General features: G+C 59.3%; 14 protein-coding genes. All 14 read left to right on the forward strand.

Going from position 1 to position 15239, the window contains the following annotated elements; all coding sequences use genetic code 11:
- The first annotated feature begins 64 nt into the window (after positions 1–64).
- The 14 genes from H1S03_RS08755 (at position 65) to H1S03_RS08820 (ending at position 15233) form a co-directional block, all read left to right on the forward strand.
- Positions 65–1279 (forward strand): CaiB/BaiF CoA transferase family protein, encoded by a 1215-nt coding sequence (locus H1S03_RS08755; RefSeq protein ID WP_185804094.1) that lies wholly within the window; start codon positions 65–67, stop codon positions 1277–1279.
- 8 nt (positions 1280–1287) lie between these two features.
- Positions 1288–2442: an acyl-CoA dehydrogenase family protein gene (locus H1S03_RS08760; protein WP_166188420.1), complete on the forward strand. Its 1155-nt coding sequence runs from the start codon at positions 1288–1290 to the stop codon at positions 2440–2442.
- A 128-nt stretch (positions 2443–2570) separates the two neighbouring features.
- A complete protein-coding gene (locus tag H1S03_RS08765; RefSeq protein ID WP_185804096.1) occupies positions 2571–3425 on the forward strand; it encodes an SDR family oxidoreductase in 855 nt (284 codons plus the stop codon).
- Between the two features lie 37 nt (positions 3426–3462).
- Positions 3463–4269 carry an ABC transporter ATP-binding protein gene (locus H1S03_RS08770; RefSeq protein WP_166188416.1) on the forward strand — a complete coding sequence of 269 codons (807 nt, stop codon included), beginning with the start codon at positions 3463–3465 and terminating at the stop codon, positions 4267–4269.
- Positions 4270–4279: 10 nt separating this feature from the next.
- Entirely contained in the window at positions 4280–6181 is a 1902-nt protein-coding gene (locus tag H1S03_RS08775) for an AMP-dependent synthetase/ligase (RefSeq protein ID WP_249777864.1), read from the forward strand.
- Entirely contained in the window at positions 6182–7069 is an 888-nt protein-coding gene (locus tag H1S03_RS08780) for a branched-chain amino acid ABC transporter permease (RefSeq protein ID WP_185804098.1), read from the forward strand.
- A 3-nt stretch (positions 7070–7072) separates the two neighbouring features.
- Positions 7073–8146, forward strand: coding sequence for a branched-chain amino acid ABC transporter permease (locus H1S03_RS08785; RefSeq protein WP_185804099.1), 1074 nt, complete (start codon positions 7073–7075; stop codon positions 8144–8146).
- Between the two features lie 12 nt (positions 8147–8158).
- Positions 8159–8971 carry an ABC transporter ATP-binding protein gene (locus H1S03_RS08790; RefSeq protein ID WP_185804100.1) on the forward strand — a complete coding sequence of 271 codons (813 nt, stop codon included), beginning with the start codon at positions 8159–8161 and terminating at the stop codon, positions 8969–8971.
- A gap of 269 nt (positions 8972–9240) precedes the next feature.
- Complete coding sequence (locus H1S03_RS08795; protein ID WP_185804101.1) at positions 9241–10491, forward strand: ABC transporter substrate-binding protein; 1251 nt, start codon at positions 9241–9243, stop codon at positions 10489–10491.
- Positions 10492–10578: 87 nt separating this feature from the next.
- Positions 10579–11355 (forward strand): enoyl-CoA hydratase/isomerase family protein, encoded by a 777-nt coding sequence (locus H1S03_RS08800; protein ID WP_166188402.1) that lies wholly within the window; start codon positions 10579–10581, stop codon positions 11353–11355.
- Positions 11356–11366: 11 nt separating this feature from the next.
- A complete protein-coding gene (locus tag H1S03_RS08805; protein ID WP_185804102.1) occupies positions 11367–12149 on the forward strand; it encodes an enoyl-CoA hydratase/isomerase family protein in 783 nt (260 codons plus the stop codon).
- A gap of 55 nt (positions 12150–12204) precedes the next feature.
- The gene (locus H1S03_RS08810) at positions 12205–12963 is read left to right on the forward strand and encodes an electron transfer flavoprotein subunit beta/FixA family protein (RefSeq protein WP_166188398.1); all 759 of its coding nucleotides are present in this window, start codon (positions 12205–12207) and stop codon (positions 12961–12963) included.
- On the forward strand, positions 12963–13889 hold the full coding sequence (locus H1S03_RS08815) for an electron transfer flavoprotein subunit alpha/FixB family protein (protein WP_185804103.1): 927 nt from the start codon (positions 12963–12965) through the stop codon (positions 13887–13889). Before H1S03_RS08810 ends, H1S03_RS08815 begins: the two co-directional genes overlap by 1 nt.
- Positions 13890–14075: 186 nt before the next feature.
- Complete coding sequence (locus H1S03_RS08820) at positions 14076–15233, forward strand: acyl-CoA dehydrogenase family protein (RefSeq protein WP_185804104.1); 1158 nt, start codon at positions 14076–14078, stop codon at positions 15231–15233.
- The last annotated feature ends 6 nt before the right edge of the window (positions 15234–15239 follow it).

Here is a 15239-nt window from a genome sequence, read left to right on the forward strand (position 1 = left end):
TTGAGGTTTGCGTTCCACTTCGCTAATAATCTAACAAATGTTAGATTATTAGCGAAGAGCATAGATGACCGGACCCCTTCAGCACCTGAAAATAATCGAACTCGGTCATGTGATTGCCGCACCGCTTTCGACGGCCTTGCTCTCCGACTTCGGCGCAGATGTCATCAAGATCGAGTCGCCCAACCGCACAGACATGATGCGCGAACTTGGACCCAAGGCGGAGGACGGCGTCGGCGTCTGGTGGAAGACGCTGGGCCGTAACAAGAAAATCCTGAGCCTGAACTGGAAGTCGGATGAGGGGCGGGACGTCCTGCGCAGGTTGGTTGAAGAATCAGACGTGCTTGTCGAGAATTTCCGCCCGGGTGTTCTTGAGCGTGCAGGAATCGGACCGGACGTTCTGCATGAGTGGAACCCGGATCTGATGATCCTGCGCGTATCGGGTTACGGGCAGGACGGTCCGATGCGCGACGTACCGGCATTCGGACGCGCGGCAGAGGCCATGAGCGGTCTGGCACATTTGACTGGTTTCACCGACGGGCCGCCGATGCATCCGGGGTTTCCCGCTGCTGACAGCACGACAGGGCTCATGGGCGCGCTGGGCATCATGATCGCGCTTTTTGCCAGGGAGAAGGGGATTGCGCGCGGTCAGGTCGTCGATCTGGCGGTGTTCGAGGCGCTGTTGCGGTTGATGGATTATCCTGTTCCTGCGCTGACGGGGGCAAAGCATTCACCCCGGCGGAACGGTCTGCGACAGCCAATGGACTTCGCGCCCGGGGGCATGTTCCGTACCTCCGACGGGGTATGGCTGACCGTTTCCGCAGGCAGCGCGGAAACAGCGCAACGCTTGCTGAGGGCAGTTGGCGGGGATGATCTGGCCGATGATCCGCGTTTCGCGACCCTGGCGGAGATGTCGCAGCATATGACGGTCGTCTTCGACGCCATCAACGATTTCGTGACGCAGCACACTCTCGCGGAAGTGAAAGCCGAATTCGCCCGTCACGACGCGGTCGCCTCACAAGTGCTGAGCGTTGAGGAGATTACGACCAACGAGCAAATACGCCATCGCGGTGATATCGTGGCGGTCCCGGGCGAGCAGACGCAGGTGATCGGGCCGATTCCGCATTTGAGCGCCACCCCCGGTGAGCTTCGTTGGCTGGGACGCGAACCGGGCGCGGACAGCCGCAGCATTCTGCGTGATCTTGGTTTTGATGACGCCCACATAACCGCTCTGCATGAGGCGGGGCTGGTGGGCCTTAACGTGAAGGATGACATGCCGTGACGTTTCGAATGACAGATGAGCAAAAGGAAATTCGCGAACAGATCCTGCGGATTTGTGCGCAATTCGACGATGATTACTGGCTGGAAAAGGACCGCAACGGCGGTTTCCCCCATGATCTGCACAAGGCCATGGCCGACGGCGGCTGGCTGGGGATTGCGATGCCCGAAGCGGTGGGCGGTGCCGGTCTGGGCATTACCGAAGCGACCATCATGATGCAGGCGATCGCGGAGTCCGGGGGCGGCGCCAGCGGGGCTTCGGCCATTCACATGAATATATTCGGCCTCAACCCGGTGGTGAAATTCGGAACCGATGAGCAGCGCGCGCGCATGTTGAGCCCCCTGATCGCCGGTGATGAAAAGGCGTGCTTCGCCGTGACGGAGCCCACGACGGGCCTGGACACGACAAAGCTGAAAACCCTGGCGGTTCGGCAGGGGGACAAATATGTCGTGCACGGACAGAAGGTCTGGATCTCGACCGCGCAGGTGGCGCACAAGATGTTGCTTCTGGCGCGAACGACCCGGATCGAGGACGTGACCAACCCGACCGAGGGGTTGAGCCTGTTTTATACGGATCTGGATCGGACGTATGTGGATGTGCGTGAGATCGAGAAAATGGGGCGCAAGGCAGTCGATTCCAATGAAATGTTCATCGACGGTCTGCCGATCCCGGCCAGTGATCTGATTGGCGAGGAGGGCCAGGGCTTTCGGCAAATTCTGCACGGCCTGAACCCGGAACGTATCCTCGTGGCAGGGGAATGTATCGGCATTGCACGCAACGCTTTGACCCGCGCGTCGCAATATGCGAAAGAGCGCGTGGTTTTCAACCGCCCGATCGGTCAGAATCAGGGCGTTCAGCATCCGCTGGCGCAGGCTTGGGCGCGGGTGGAGGCGGCCAATTTGATGGTGATGCACGCCGCCGCCCTTTACGATGCGGGTGAGGCGTGCGGTGTGGAGGCGAACGCGGCCAAACTTCTGGCAGCCGATGCCGCGGTGGAGGCGACGGAAGCTGCGCAGATCGCTTTTGGGGGATTCGGTTACGCCAAGGAGTACCATGTAGAGCGTTTGGTCAGAGAGGCATTGCTGTTTCGTATCGTTCCGGTGACGCCGCAAATGCTCTTGTCGTTCATCGCCGAGAAAGCTCTTGGACTTCCAAAGTCTTACTAGGTTTCGGTGCGGATATGACGTAACGAAAATTCTGGTGTTGATTATTTTTCTAACGCGCGTTAGATTATCGAAAAATAACCTCCGAATGGGGGAAAATTACCCCGAACGGGGGATAGGGAGGAAGCGTCATGACTGAGACGCAGTTTGGGTCTTCGCGAGAGGACCTGGCAGCGCGATCTACTGTATATGCCAGCGACTTGTTCGCAGGCAAAACCGTTGTTGTAACCGGCGCAGGTGGTGGATTGGGTTTGGCGATTGCGGCCCTGTTTGCCCGGCTGGGCGCAAATCTTGCCATAAATGGACGCAACGAGGAAAAGCTCGCTTCGGCCAGGGAATTTCTCGAAAGTCTGGGCGCCACGGTCTTTACCCGCGCCATGACAATTCGTGATCCCGAACAGGTCGAGGACTTCGTTCGCGGCGTAAATCAGGAATTCGGTGCGATTGACGTATTGGTCAACAATGCAGGCGGGCAATTTCCGCAGGCCGCACTGGATTTTTCACCGAAGGGCTGGAATGCCGTCATCGACACCAACCTCAACGGCACATGGTGGATGATGCAGGCCACCGCGCGCCATTGGGTGGAAAGCAAGCAGCCGGGCTCAATCGTGAACATCGTGGCCGACATCTGGCGCGGAATGCCCGGTATTGCCCATACATGCGCGGCACGGGCAGGTGTCATATACCTGTCCAAATCGGTCGCGGTGGAATGGGCGCCGCATGATATCCGCGTGAACTGCGTGGCACCGGGCTGCTGTGAGAGTAACGGCTTCGGGAACTATCCCGAGGAAGGCTCGGCAACCTTTCAGGACTCGAACCCGATGCGTCACGCTGGCGATGAATGGGATGTCGCCGAGGGTGTCGTATATATGGCGGCCAGTTCGGGTAAATTCGTAACAGGTGAAGTTCTGAACATCGACGGCGGGCAACAGATGTGGGGTGATCCCTGGCCGACAGGCCGGCCGGATTACTTCCGGATCGCCTGACGCAAGCTATGAACCCAGTGAGGGCAACAGGATTCAGATGACGGATAAAAGAGAAACAAAAAGCCACGCCGACGATGGGGCGATCTTGGCATGTAGTGGAATCGAACGGCGGTTTGGCGGTATCGTCGCCGTCACAGGCGTGGATTTCGTCATTCACCCGAAGGAAATCTTCGGCCTCGTGGGGCCGAACGGCAGCGGGAAGACGACGCTTACCAACGCGATCACCGGCTTTTACCCGCCAAATGTCGGCACTGTCCGGCTGGCCGGTAACGACATCACGGGCACCGCACCGCACAAGGTTGCAAAGCTGGGCGTCGCGCGAACGTTCCAAAACCTGGCGCTGTTCAACGGGATGAGCGTTCTGGATAACATCCTGCTCGGCCGGCACATCCACATGAACCCGGGCGTTCTGCGCACGGCGCTTTACTGGTGGGCCGCGCAGCGCGAGGAAATCGAAAACCGCAAGGTCGTCGAGGAAGTCATCGAGTTCCTGCAGCTTGAAAGCATCCGCCACGAGATGGTCGACGGGCTTCCCATCGGCTTGAAAAAGCGGGTCGAGCTGGCCCGCGCGCTGGTGGCCGAGCCGCAAATGTTGATTCTGGATGAGCCGATGGCCGGCATGAACCAGGAAGAAAAGGGATACATGTCCCGCTTCATTCTGGATGCACGGGCCGAACGGGGCGTCAGTGTCCTGCTGATCGAGCACCATATGGATGTGATCATCGGCATCTGCGATCGCATGCTGGCGCTGAACTACGGCGAGATGATCGCCAGCGGCATTCCGAGAGAAGTTGTAAAGGACCCCAGGGTCATCGAGGCATATGTTGGAGGGGCGCATGACTGAGGGGTCGATGATGCAAAATACCGCCAGCGACACGATCGGCGCATTGCTGGCGCGCAACGCGTCCAGCCATGGGTCGAGCATCGCGGTTCGCGAAAAAGAGCGCGGAATCTGGAAAGAGAGCACCTGGTCTGAATACGTCGAGGAGGTTCTGGCCTGTGCGGCCGGGCTCGAGAAAATTGGCGTGACGCGGGGCAAGGCCGTGCTCATTCTGGGCGACAACCGGGCGCGGCTCTATGGCGGGATGCTGTCCATCGCGCTGCTGGGTGCTTACGCAATGCCGGCCTATCCAGGCGCAACGCTTGAAGAGCTTCAGCATTTCCTGGGTGAGGTCGAGATCGTTGCGGCCATCGCCGAAGATCAGGAGCAGGTCGACAAGATCCTTGAGATACGCGGCGCGGGTGCCAGCGGCATCCAGCACATCATATATGATGAAACCCGCGGGCTCGAAGCCTATGATGAAGATGGTCTCATGTCGTGGGATCACCTGGTGGAGATTGGCAAACACGATCTCAACGAAAAGCCCAACCGGCGTGAGGAGCTTCTGAACAGAACCCAACCCGACGACCCGGCAATTTTCCTGCATTCGTCGGGAACGACGGGCAAGCCGAAGGGTATCGTGCTGAGCCAGAAGAACGTCCTCGCGGCTGCGAAGAATGGCCATGATGCCGGGGCATATGGTGAAGGTGAGGAGATCCTCGCCTATCTGCCGATGGCCTGGGTCGGGGACTACGCGATTACGGTCGCAGCGGCGCTGTTGTACCGGTTTACCGTGAACGTGCCGGAGCGACAGGAAACCGTCGTTCGGGATATGCGCGAAATCGCACCGACATTCTATCTGGCGGCTCCCAGAAGCTGGGATCAGATGCTGACGACGATTCAGGTCGGAATGGAGGATTCAACACGGTTGAAAAAGTGGCTGTACCACTTCTTCATGGACCGTGCGGTCGCCGCCGAAACAGACAAGCTGAACGGCAAGAGCAGCGGTTTGTTCGAGCCATTGGGCCGGCTGTTGGGCGAAGCCCTCGTTTTCGGACCGATCAAGGATCAGTTCGGCATGAGCCGTCTGAAGAATGCCTTTACCGGTGGTGAGGCGATCGGTGAGGACACGTTCGTCTTCTATCGCGCCCTGGGCATCAAACTGCGTCAGTTCTACGGACAGACCGAAATCAGTGCGATCAGCGCGATGCAGGCCCCGAACGAGGTGCGCCTGCATACCGTTGGCAAGCCCGCACCCGGCGTCGAGGTAAAGATCGACGATACCGGTGAGATTCTGCTGCGTTCCGACAGCGTGTTCGCCGGCTATTACAACAAGCCAGAAGCAAGCGCCGAGGCCCTCGAAGACGGATGGCTGCGCACCGGCGATGCCGGCTATCTGGAGGATAACGGTCAACTCGTGGTTCTGGGTCGTGTCTCGGAGGTCATGTATACGGGCGGCGGTGAACGCTACGTTCCGAACTATATCGAGAACCGGTTGAAGTTCAGCCCGTATATCAAGGACGCAGCCGTCCTCGGCGCGGGTCTGGATGAGCTGACGGCAATGGTCTGCGTCGATTTCGAAGCGGTAGGCCATTGGGCGGAGGTGAACGGGGTGCCCTACGTGTCCTATTCCGATCTGTCGCAGCGCGATGAGGTCGCGACGCTTCTGCATGAGGCGTTCCAGCGCGTGAACAAGGCCGTGACGGAGCCGTTGCGCCTGCAACGCTTTGTCAGTCTGCCGAAAGAGTTCGACCCGGACGATGGTGAAATCACGCGGACCCGGAAATTGCGCCGCAAGGTTGTCGAAGAGCGCTACGCCGATGTTATCGCGGCACTCTACGACGGTTCAAAAGAGGTCCATGTAAGCGCTCAGGTGACTTACGAGACCGGGGAAGTAGGGAAGGTCGAAAGAAGCCTTCCCATCAGGGAGGTATGAATGGACTGGATCTTTTTGTCTGAACTAGCGATTAACGGTGCCCTGACGGGACTGCTATATTCGCTCTTCGCTATCGGCCTCGTGCTGATTTACAAGGCCTCCTCAGTGCCCAATCTGGCGCAGGCCGGGCTGACGATGGTCGGTGCCTATGTGGTTCTGGCGCTGGCACGCGATCTGGGTTTGCCGCTCTGGCTGGCCATTCCGATCGGCGCGGTCCTCATGTTCGGTCTGGGATTTGGTATTGAGCGTGTTGCTCTGCGCCGTCTGGCCGGTCGTCCGGTCGTGATGATCCTGATGATGACACTGGGGCTGGATATCTTCCTGCGCGGCACAACGCTTGCCATCTGGGGTGGAACGTCGCGGTCTATGGAACTTGGGGTGAGCTACGAACCGCTGTTCCTGGGCGACATCTTCCTCAGCCGCATTCATGTTGTCGGTGCTGCGGTGGCGATTGCCCTCTTTGTCGCCTTCATGCTGTTTTTCCGCACACGGACCGGCATCAAGTTGCGCGCGATCGCGGATGACTACATGGCCTCATGGTCTGTCGGTATTTCGGTCGAACGTGGCGTCGGGTTGTCCTGGGCGCTGGCCTCGGTCGTTGCGATGGCGGCAGGGGTTATCTGGGGTGAAATCCAGGGTGTCGATCAGGCACTGTCACTGTTGCTTCTCAAGGGTCTGACGGTGGCTGTTCTGGGTGGTCTCGACAGTATTCTGGGCGCAGTGGTCGCCGGAATTCTTCTCGGCATCATCGAGAACGTGGGCGCTGACTTCCTCGATCCGATTGTCGGAGGCGGAAGCCGGGAGCTTATCGTCGCCGCCGTGCTCATTCTTACGGTCATGATCCGTCCGCACGGCCTGTTTGGTCGTCACGACATCGAAAGGGTATAAGGGATGTTCTACCGACTTTCCGGTGTCCACCACGCGAACTATGTTTCCGACAGCCGTATCTTCAAGGTACCTGCTGACCGGAATCTGGCTGTGTTCGTCCTGCTGTTCGGTCTTGCGGCACCATTCATTGTTCCGTCGCTCTACCTCAACAGCTACATGCTGCCATGGCTGATCTGGACGGCCGCCGCACTGGGTCTGAACCTGGTGACAGGTTGGGCCGGCCAGCTTCACCTGGGCTACGCGGCTGTCATGGCTGTGGGTGCATATGCTTCGATCCACGCGGCGCGGTTTGGAATTCCCTGGGAATTCGCCCTCATCATCGGGGGTCTGGCATCCTCGGTGATCGGCAGCCTGTTCGCGTTTGCCGCATTGCGGGTGAAGGGGCTCTATCTCGCGCTCACGACGCTCGCCATGCAGTTCGTGATGGACTGGGTGCTGACCCACTCGCCAGCGATCACGGGCGGTTCGCATGCGTCGCTTCAATCCCCGACCCTGGCCCTGCTGGGGCAGGATATCACCTCTGACACCGGCTATTACTATGTCGCGTTCGGGTGGTGTGTGCTGGTGACGATCTTCATGCTGAATCTCAAACGTACCGGTTTGGGGCGTGCGCTGGTTGCGGTGCGGGAAAAGGATTTTGCCGCGGCAATTCTGGGCGTCAACAGTTTCTACTACAAGATCCTGGCCTTCGCGACGTCGTCCTTCATCGCGGGTGTAAGTGGCGCGCTGCTGGTTGCGACGTTCTTCTTCCTGGCCGCACCGGAGCAATTCTCGGTGGCCGTGTCGATCCAGGTGCTGGCGATGGTGATCGTTGGCGGACTTGGCAGCATTATCGGGTCCTACATGGGCGTTGCCTTGATCCTGCTCGTACCGGGCATCGTCAACGGGCTCGTCTCGGGTAGTAGCCAGTCGCTGGGAATGCAGATCAACGTTGAAACGCTCGCCCATATCCCGAACGCGGTCTATGGAGCGCTGATCGTCATAATCCTTCTGATTGAACCGCTGGGGCTGGGTAAGCTCTACGGCAATATCAGGGATTACCTGATGGTCTGGCCCTTCGATCAGCTCAGAAAGTAAAGGGGAATGCCGATGCAAGACAAGGTCGAAGCCCAGCCCATCCTGTCGATGAACAGCGTCGAGGTGCTGTACGACAACGTGATGCTGGCGATCAAAGGTGTTTCGGTGCAGGTGCCAAAGGGCGAGATGATCGCGCTTCTGGGATCGAACGGAGCGGGAAAAAGCACGACGCTCAAGGCGATCAGCGGTTTGCTGAAAGCTGAGCGCGGGCGTGTCAGCCGCGGTGAGATCAAGTTCGAAGGAACTGATATTACCGATATGCTCGCTCAAAATCGCGTCGCTCAGGGCATCTGTCACGTCATCGAAGGACGACGTGTGTTTGAACATTTGACACCTGAGGAAAACCTGACTGCAGCAGCGCCGAGCGGGATGTCCCGCTCCACACTGAATGTGGAAAAGGAGAAGATCTACAACTACTTCCCCCGGCTGGCCGAGCGCCGCAATTCGCTGTCCGGTTACCTTTCGGGCGGTGAGCAGCAGATGCTGGCCATCGGTCGCGCATTGGTGACCCAGCCGAAACTGCTCATGCTGGATGAACCGAGCCTCGGGCTTGCACCGTTCCTGGTGGCCGAGATCTTCGGCATCCTGCAAAAGATCAACAAGGAGGACGGCATGTCCGTTCTTCTGGTCGAGCAGAACGCGCTGGCCGCCCTGGAAATCGTGTCCGAGGGATATCTGATCGAAAACGGTCGCGTCGTGATGAACGGCACGGCTGCGGCACTCAAGGCGAACTCCGACATCCAGGAATTCTATCTTGGCGCCGGTGAGGGCACGGATTTCCACAACGTCAAGCATTACAGCCGGCGCAAGCGTTGGCTGAGCTGAGGTTCCAATCAGATATCGTTCAGCGAGGAAAGGAAGAAACCATTGCCGTGGCGCCGGTCAGAACCTGAAGAGATGCCGATTGTTCTGACGTCGCAAAATCACGGTGGCGCAGGCGAGACGCGCATCGCACTGTGGAACGCGGACAGACTCGGCGCCACCGAACATGTGCCATGACAGTCCGTTAACGAATGGGTCAGCGTCACCGGGGGTGGCGGCGCGCCCGCAAATCAAAAAGCTACCCTGAACTTAACCAACGGGAGAAAGACCAGATGACACTCAAAAAACATATCACGGCGGTGGCCCTAACCACCGCACTGGCGGCAACCGCCACGGTGGCCTCCGCACAGTCCGAGGAGCCGATCCAGTTCGGCCTCTGCTTCGACCTCAGCAAGTCGTACACGTTCGTCACGCCCCAGGTGGCCCAGGCTGCCCAGGATCTCGCGATGTATGTCAACGATAATGGTGGCATCGAGGGACACCCGATTGAAATCATCGTGCGCGACCACGGCAACGAACCGCAGCGCGGCGTGGAGTGCTATGAGCAGCTCAAGCGCGACGGTGTGTTCATCTTCAACTTCATGTCCACGCCGGTCACGAACGCGGTTCTGCCCCGGGCGATGAACGACGAAAACATCCTGATGCAGTCCTTTGTGGGCCGTGGTGATGCTGTCGACGGTGAAGTCTTCGAATGGGTATTCCCCGTCGGTCCGACCTACTGGCAGCAGGCCGCAAACGACGTGGCCTTCATCAAGGAGCAGCTGGACGGCGATCTGAGCGACGCGAAGATCGGGTTCATCTATCTGGATTATCCGTTCGGTCAGGAGCCGATCGAGATTCTCAGAACCCTCTCCGAGCGGGAAGGATTCGAGCTGGAGCTTTATCCCGTACCGCTGCCGGGGTCGGACCAGTCCGGCGCATGGAGCAGCATCCGCCGCGACCAGCCCGACTACGTGATCAGCTGGCTTCTGGCCAGTGGGCACGTGGTTGCCTCCAAGGAAATGCGCCGGAACCGGTTCCCGATCGACCGCTACATCGCGGTTAACTGGTTCAACGAAGTCGATATCGCAAATATCGGTGCCGAAGAGGCAACGGGCATTCTGCGCGGCACCAACGTGGCCGGTGGCCAGGAAGTGCCGCTCGTGCGTCTGATGCTGGATACCTACTATGCCGACGGCAATGGCAGCGGTCCGGAAAGCCTGGTTCGCGACGTGTACTACAACACCGGCTTGGCGATGTATTCGACTGCTTTCGAAGCTGCACGTATTGCGGTTGCCGAAGATGGCTGGCCGCTGACGCCCGAGAGCATGAAGAATGCCTATGAATCGCTGTCCGGTTTCGATGGCGATGGGGTGATGGCCCCGGTCACTGTGACCCCCGAGGATCACGGTGGCGGTGGCAAGACCCGCATCGAGCAGTGGGATGGCGAGGCCTGGGTCCCGCTGACTGACTGGAGCGCGGACTATCTCGACATCGTTTGGGAAGTCATCAAGGAAAGCTCCGAATCGTTCAGCGTCGAATAAGCATGAACTTCCCCGCGGCGCTCATGCCGCGGGGAAACCCCATACAAGAATTGCACCTAGTATATTCCAAGAAACGAAGCAGATATCATGAGCCCTATCGAAGTGACAGTTGAAGACGGCATCGCAACCGTCTGTATCAATCGGCCCGAGCGCAAGAATGCTCTGTCCGTGGCCGCGACGAACGGGCTGACCGATGCCTGGGAGAGGATCGAGGCGGACGATAGTATCCGCGTCGCGATTCTGACCTCATCCGATTGCGGTGTCTTTTCCGCCGGAATGGATTTGAAGGAAGCCACACAAATCGCGCGGGACGAGGGCGTCGATATCCTGACCAAGATGCGCGACCCGTTCCATGAGACGATGCGCGCCTGCAAAAAGCCCATCATTGCCGCGATGACCGGATCGTTGATGGCCGGCGGCATGATGCTGACGCTGAACTGCGATCTGCGTGTCGGGCTGAAGGGCACGAAGGTCGGCATTACCGAAGTCAAGATCGGTCGTGGATCGCCCTGGGCATCTCCGGCGCTGTCGATGCTGCCGCAGCCCATCCTTATGGAGATCGTTCTGACCGGCGACCTTATGCCGATCGAACGACTGCACAATTACGGGTTCACGAACTACCTCGAAGACACACCTGCGGCCGTCCGCGCCCGCGCGATGGAAATCGCCAAGCGGATCGCCAGCGCGGCCCCGCTGTCGGTGATCGCGGCAAAAGGCGGCGTGCGCGCAACCATGGATCTGGGCTGCGCCGCTGGCCTCGAGGAAGGCAAGCGCCTGCATGAGGTTGTGTATGCCAGCAATGACGCGATCGAAGGTCCGAAGGCTTTTGCCGAGAAGCGAGCGCCCGTCTGGACCGGAACCTGAGGGAACGTGCTATGACCGAACACATTCGTCTGGAACGGAACGGCCCGATCGGCATCCTGCGGTTTGTACAGCCGGGGAAACGCAATCCTTACAGTGTCGAGTTCGTCGATGAGCTGGTGACGCTTCTGAAGGAAGCTGACCGCGACGATACGATCCGTGTCGTGGTCATGACCGGCGGCGATCATTTCAGCAGCGGCGGCGATCTGGTCGGGTTTCAGGATGAAATCGCCAAGGGTGCCAGAGCGACCTCCGAGATGGTCGATAGGGTTCACGATGGCGGGCGGGCGGCGTACTTCTTTCGCAAGCCATTGATTTCCGCCGTCTGCGGCGTCGCCTTTGGCGCGGGTCTGAGCCTTGCCCTGTCGGCGGATATTGTCGTCGCCGCCGAGGATGCGCGACTGTGCGAAGTCTTTGCCCGCGTTGGGGGATGCCCTGATACCGGTTCGAGCTGGCTGCTTCAGCAACGTGCCGGCGCCGGGGTGGCCCGGATGCTTGTCCTTACTGGGCGTGAGATCGACGGGAGCACGGCCAAGGATCTGCGCGTCGTAGAAGAATGCGTACCGGCCGACCGTGTCGAGGAACGCGCGCTTGAGATCGCAAACGAGATCGCCCAGCATCCGATGTTCGGCGTACAGACCGCAAAGCGGGTAATGCGCAGCACCGCCGAGAGCAGCTATCTGGAGGCACTGGACATCGAGCGCGATGCGCAAAGCGTCCTGTTGTGCGCCCATGATTTCCCCGAAGCGATGAAAGCGTTTTCAGGCAAGAGAAAGCCCGAATTCAAAGACCGCTAAGCAATGACCGCCACTATGGTCGAAAAACATCAATAACTTAAGGAGAGTAACGCCCATGAAGGTGCTTGTACCTGTCAAACGCGTTATCGATTACAACGTGAAAGTACGCGTCAAAGCGGACGGCACGGGTGTTGATCTTGCGAACGTAAAGATGTCGATGAACCCGTTCGACGAAATATCGGTCGAGCAGGCGATCCGCTTGAAGGAAGCCGGTCAGGCGGATGAGGTCGTCGTCGTGTCCATCGGTGTCAAGCAATCGCAGGAAACCCTGCGCACGGCCCTGGCCATGGGTGCGGATCGCGCCATTCTGGTTGTCGCTTCCGACGACGTACACAACGATATCGAGCCGCTGGCCGTAGCCAAGATCCTCAAGGCGATTGTCGATGAGGAACAGCCCGGGCTCGTGCTCTGCGGCAAGCAGGCCATCGACAACGACATGAATGCGACGGGCCAGATGCTGGCCGCGCTGATGGGGTGGTCGCAGGCGACATTCGCATCGGAGGTCGAGATCGCGGGCGACAAGGCGAAGGTCACGCGCGAAGTGGACGGCGGATTGCAGACCATCGAGGTGTCCATGCCCACCGTCATCACGGTCGATTTGCGTCTGAACGAGCCGCGCTATGCGTCCCTGCCCAACATCATGAAGGCGAAGAAGAAGCCCTTGGAAGAAAAGTCAGCTTCCGATTACGGCGTCGATGTCGCCAACCGGCTGGAAATCGTGAAGACGGCGGAACCGGCGGAGCGTGTGGCAGGCATCACGGTCGGTTCCGTTGATGAGCTGATCGCGAAACTCAAAGAAGCGGGGGCTGTGTAATGGCTGTTCTACTCCTTGCGGAAGTAACTGACGGCAATCTGGCGATGGACGCCACGGCCAAGGCTGTAGCGGCGTGCGAGAAGCTGGGTGAGGTGACGGTTCTGGTCGCCGGCGCATCTGCTGCTGCTGCGGGCGATGCCGCGGCGAAGATTGACGGTGTGGCCAAGGTTCTGGTGGCCGAAGATGCCTCCCTCGGTCACCGCCTGGCGGAAGCCACGGCCGCGCTGATCGTCAGCCTGGCGGATGATTACGAGCACATCGTTGCCCCAGCCACGACAGATGCGAAAAACGTCATGCCACGCGTGGCGGCCCTGCTGGATGTGATGGTGATTTCCGACGCATCCGGCGTGGTCGATGCCGATACGTTCGAGCGCCCGATCTATGCCGGTAACGCGGTTCAGACCGTGAAGTCCAAGGATGCCAAGAAGGTCATCACCTTCCGGACATCGACCTTTGACGCCGCAGGCGAAGGGGGGTCCGCCCCGGTTGAGACCGTCGGCGTCACCGCTGATCCGGGTCTGTCCTCCTGGGTGGAGGACAAGGTCGCCGAGAGTGATCGCCCCGATCTGACATCGGCTGGAATTGTCGTGTCCGGCGGTCGTGGTGTCGGCTCCGAAGAAGACTTCGCCCTGATCGAGAAGCTGGCCGACAAGCTGGGTGCCGCCGTCGGCGCATCGCGCGCGGCGGTTGACAGTGGCTATGCTCCGAATGACTGGCAGGTCGGACAGACCGGTAAGGTCGTCGCGCCGAACCTCTACATCGCGGCTGGTATCTCGGGCGCGATCCAGCATCTGGCGGGCATGAAGGATTCGAAGATCATCGTCGCGATCAACAAGGACGAAGAGGCCCCGATCTTCCAGGTCGCGGATTACGGTCTGGTCGCGGATCTGTTCCAGGCTCTGCCGGAATTGACTGAGAAACTCTAGGATACGGCGCCGAACAATCACCAAGCATCAGATCAAAGGCCCGCCATATCGGCGGGCCTTTTGCGTTTGGGGGCGCAGTCAGGGCTGAACATGACGCACCGTCACACGGGGTTGTGGGCCGTTGTCAGGAAACAGAACACTTGTTAGATTTCCTGAAATGCGTGCAATGCTCCGTAGGATGGCAACATGTCCCTGATCAAGAATTCCCCCGCCTGGGCCAACGATGAACACAAGATGTTTGCGGAAAGTACCCGTAAGCTCTTCGATGCCGAAATGGCCCCGAATGTCGACAAATGGGCCGAGCAAGGCATCGTCGATCGCGAATTCTGGCGGACGGTCGGCAAACAGGGCGTCATGGGCGGCTCCATCGACGAGGCATATGGCGGATTCGGCGGCGGCATCGGGTTCGATTCGATTACTGTTTACGAGCAGGGCCTTACGGGTGACACCGGCTGGGGCTATGGCATCCAGACCATCGTCATTCACTACATCAACGCCTATGGCAGTGAAGAACAAAAGAAAAAATGGTTGCCGCGACTGATCAGCGGCGACAGCGTGGCGGCAATCGCCATGACCGAGCCGGGAACGGGTTCGGACCTTCAGAACGTCCAGACCCACGCGGAAAAGGACGGCAACCATTACAAGATCAACGGCTCGAAGATCTTCATCACCAACGGTCATACCGCCGATCTCATCGTGGTCGTGGCTAAGACTGATCGGAGCGCGGGTGCCAAGGGCGTTTCGCTCATCGTTCTGGAAACCGAGGATGCCGAGGGTTTCCGTCGCGGACGGAACCTGAAAAAGCTGGGCATGAAGGGTTCGGACACGGCCGAGCTGTTTTTCGAGGACGTGCGCGTCCCGACCGCGAACCTGCTTGGCCCGGAGGAAGGCCAAGGGTTCTATCAGCTGATGAAGCAGTTGCCGTGGGAGCGGCTGATGATCGGCATCACCGCGCTCGGCTTCATCGACTTCGCCATCAACGAGACGGTGAAATACGTCCAGGACCGCAAGGCCTTCGGCAACCGGATCATGGATTTCCAGAACACTCGCTTCAAGCTGGCGGAATGCAAGACCAAGGCCGAGTTGCTGCGCAGCTTCGTCAATGATGGCATCGCGCGGCTGGAGGTGGGTGAGCTGGATGCAGCCACGGCGTCGATGGCGAAATGGTGGGGCAGCCAGACCCAGAACGAGGTCATGCACGAGTGTCTGCAATTGCATGGCGGCTACGGCTTCATGATGGAATTCCCGATTGCCCGCTTGTACGCGGACAGCCGGGTGCAGATGATCTATGGCGGCACCAACGAGATCATGAAGGAACTTATCGCCCGTTCGATGGATGTCTGAGGGGAA

This window comes from Pontivivens nitratireducens (assembly GCF_014235845.1).
GTDB lineage: Bacteria > Pseudomonadota > Alphaproteobacteria > Rhodobacterales > Rhodobacteraceae > Pontivivens > Pontivivens nitratireducens.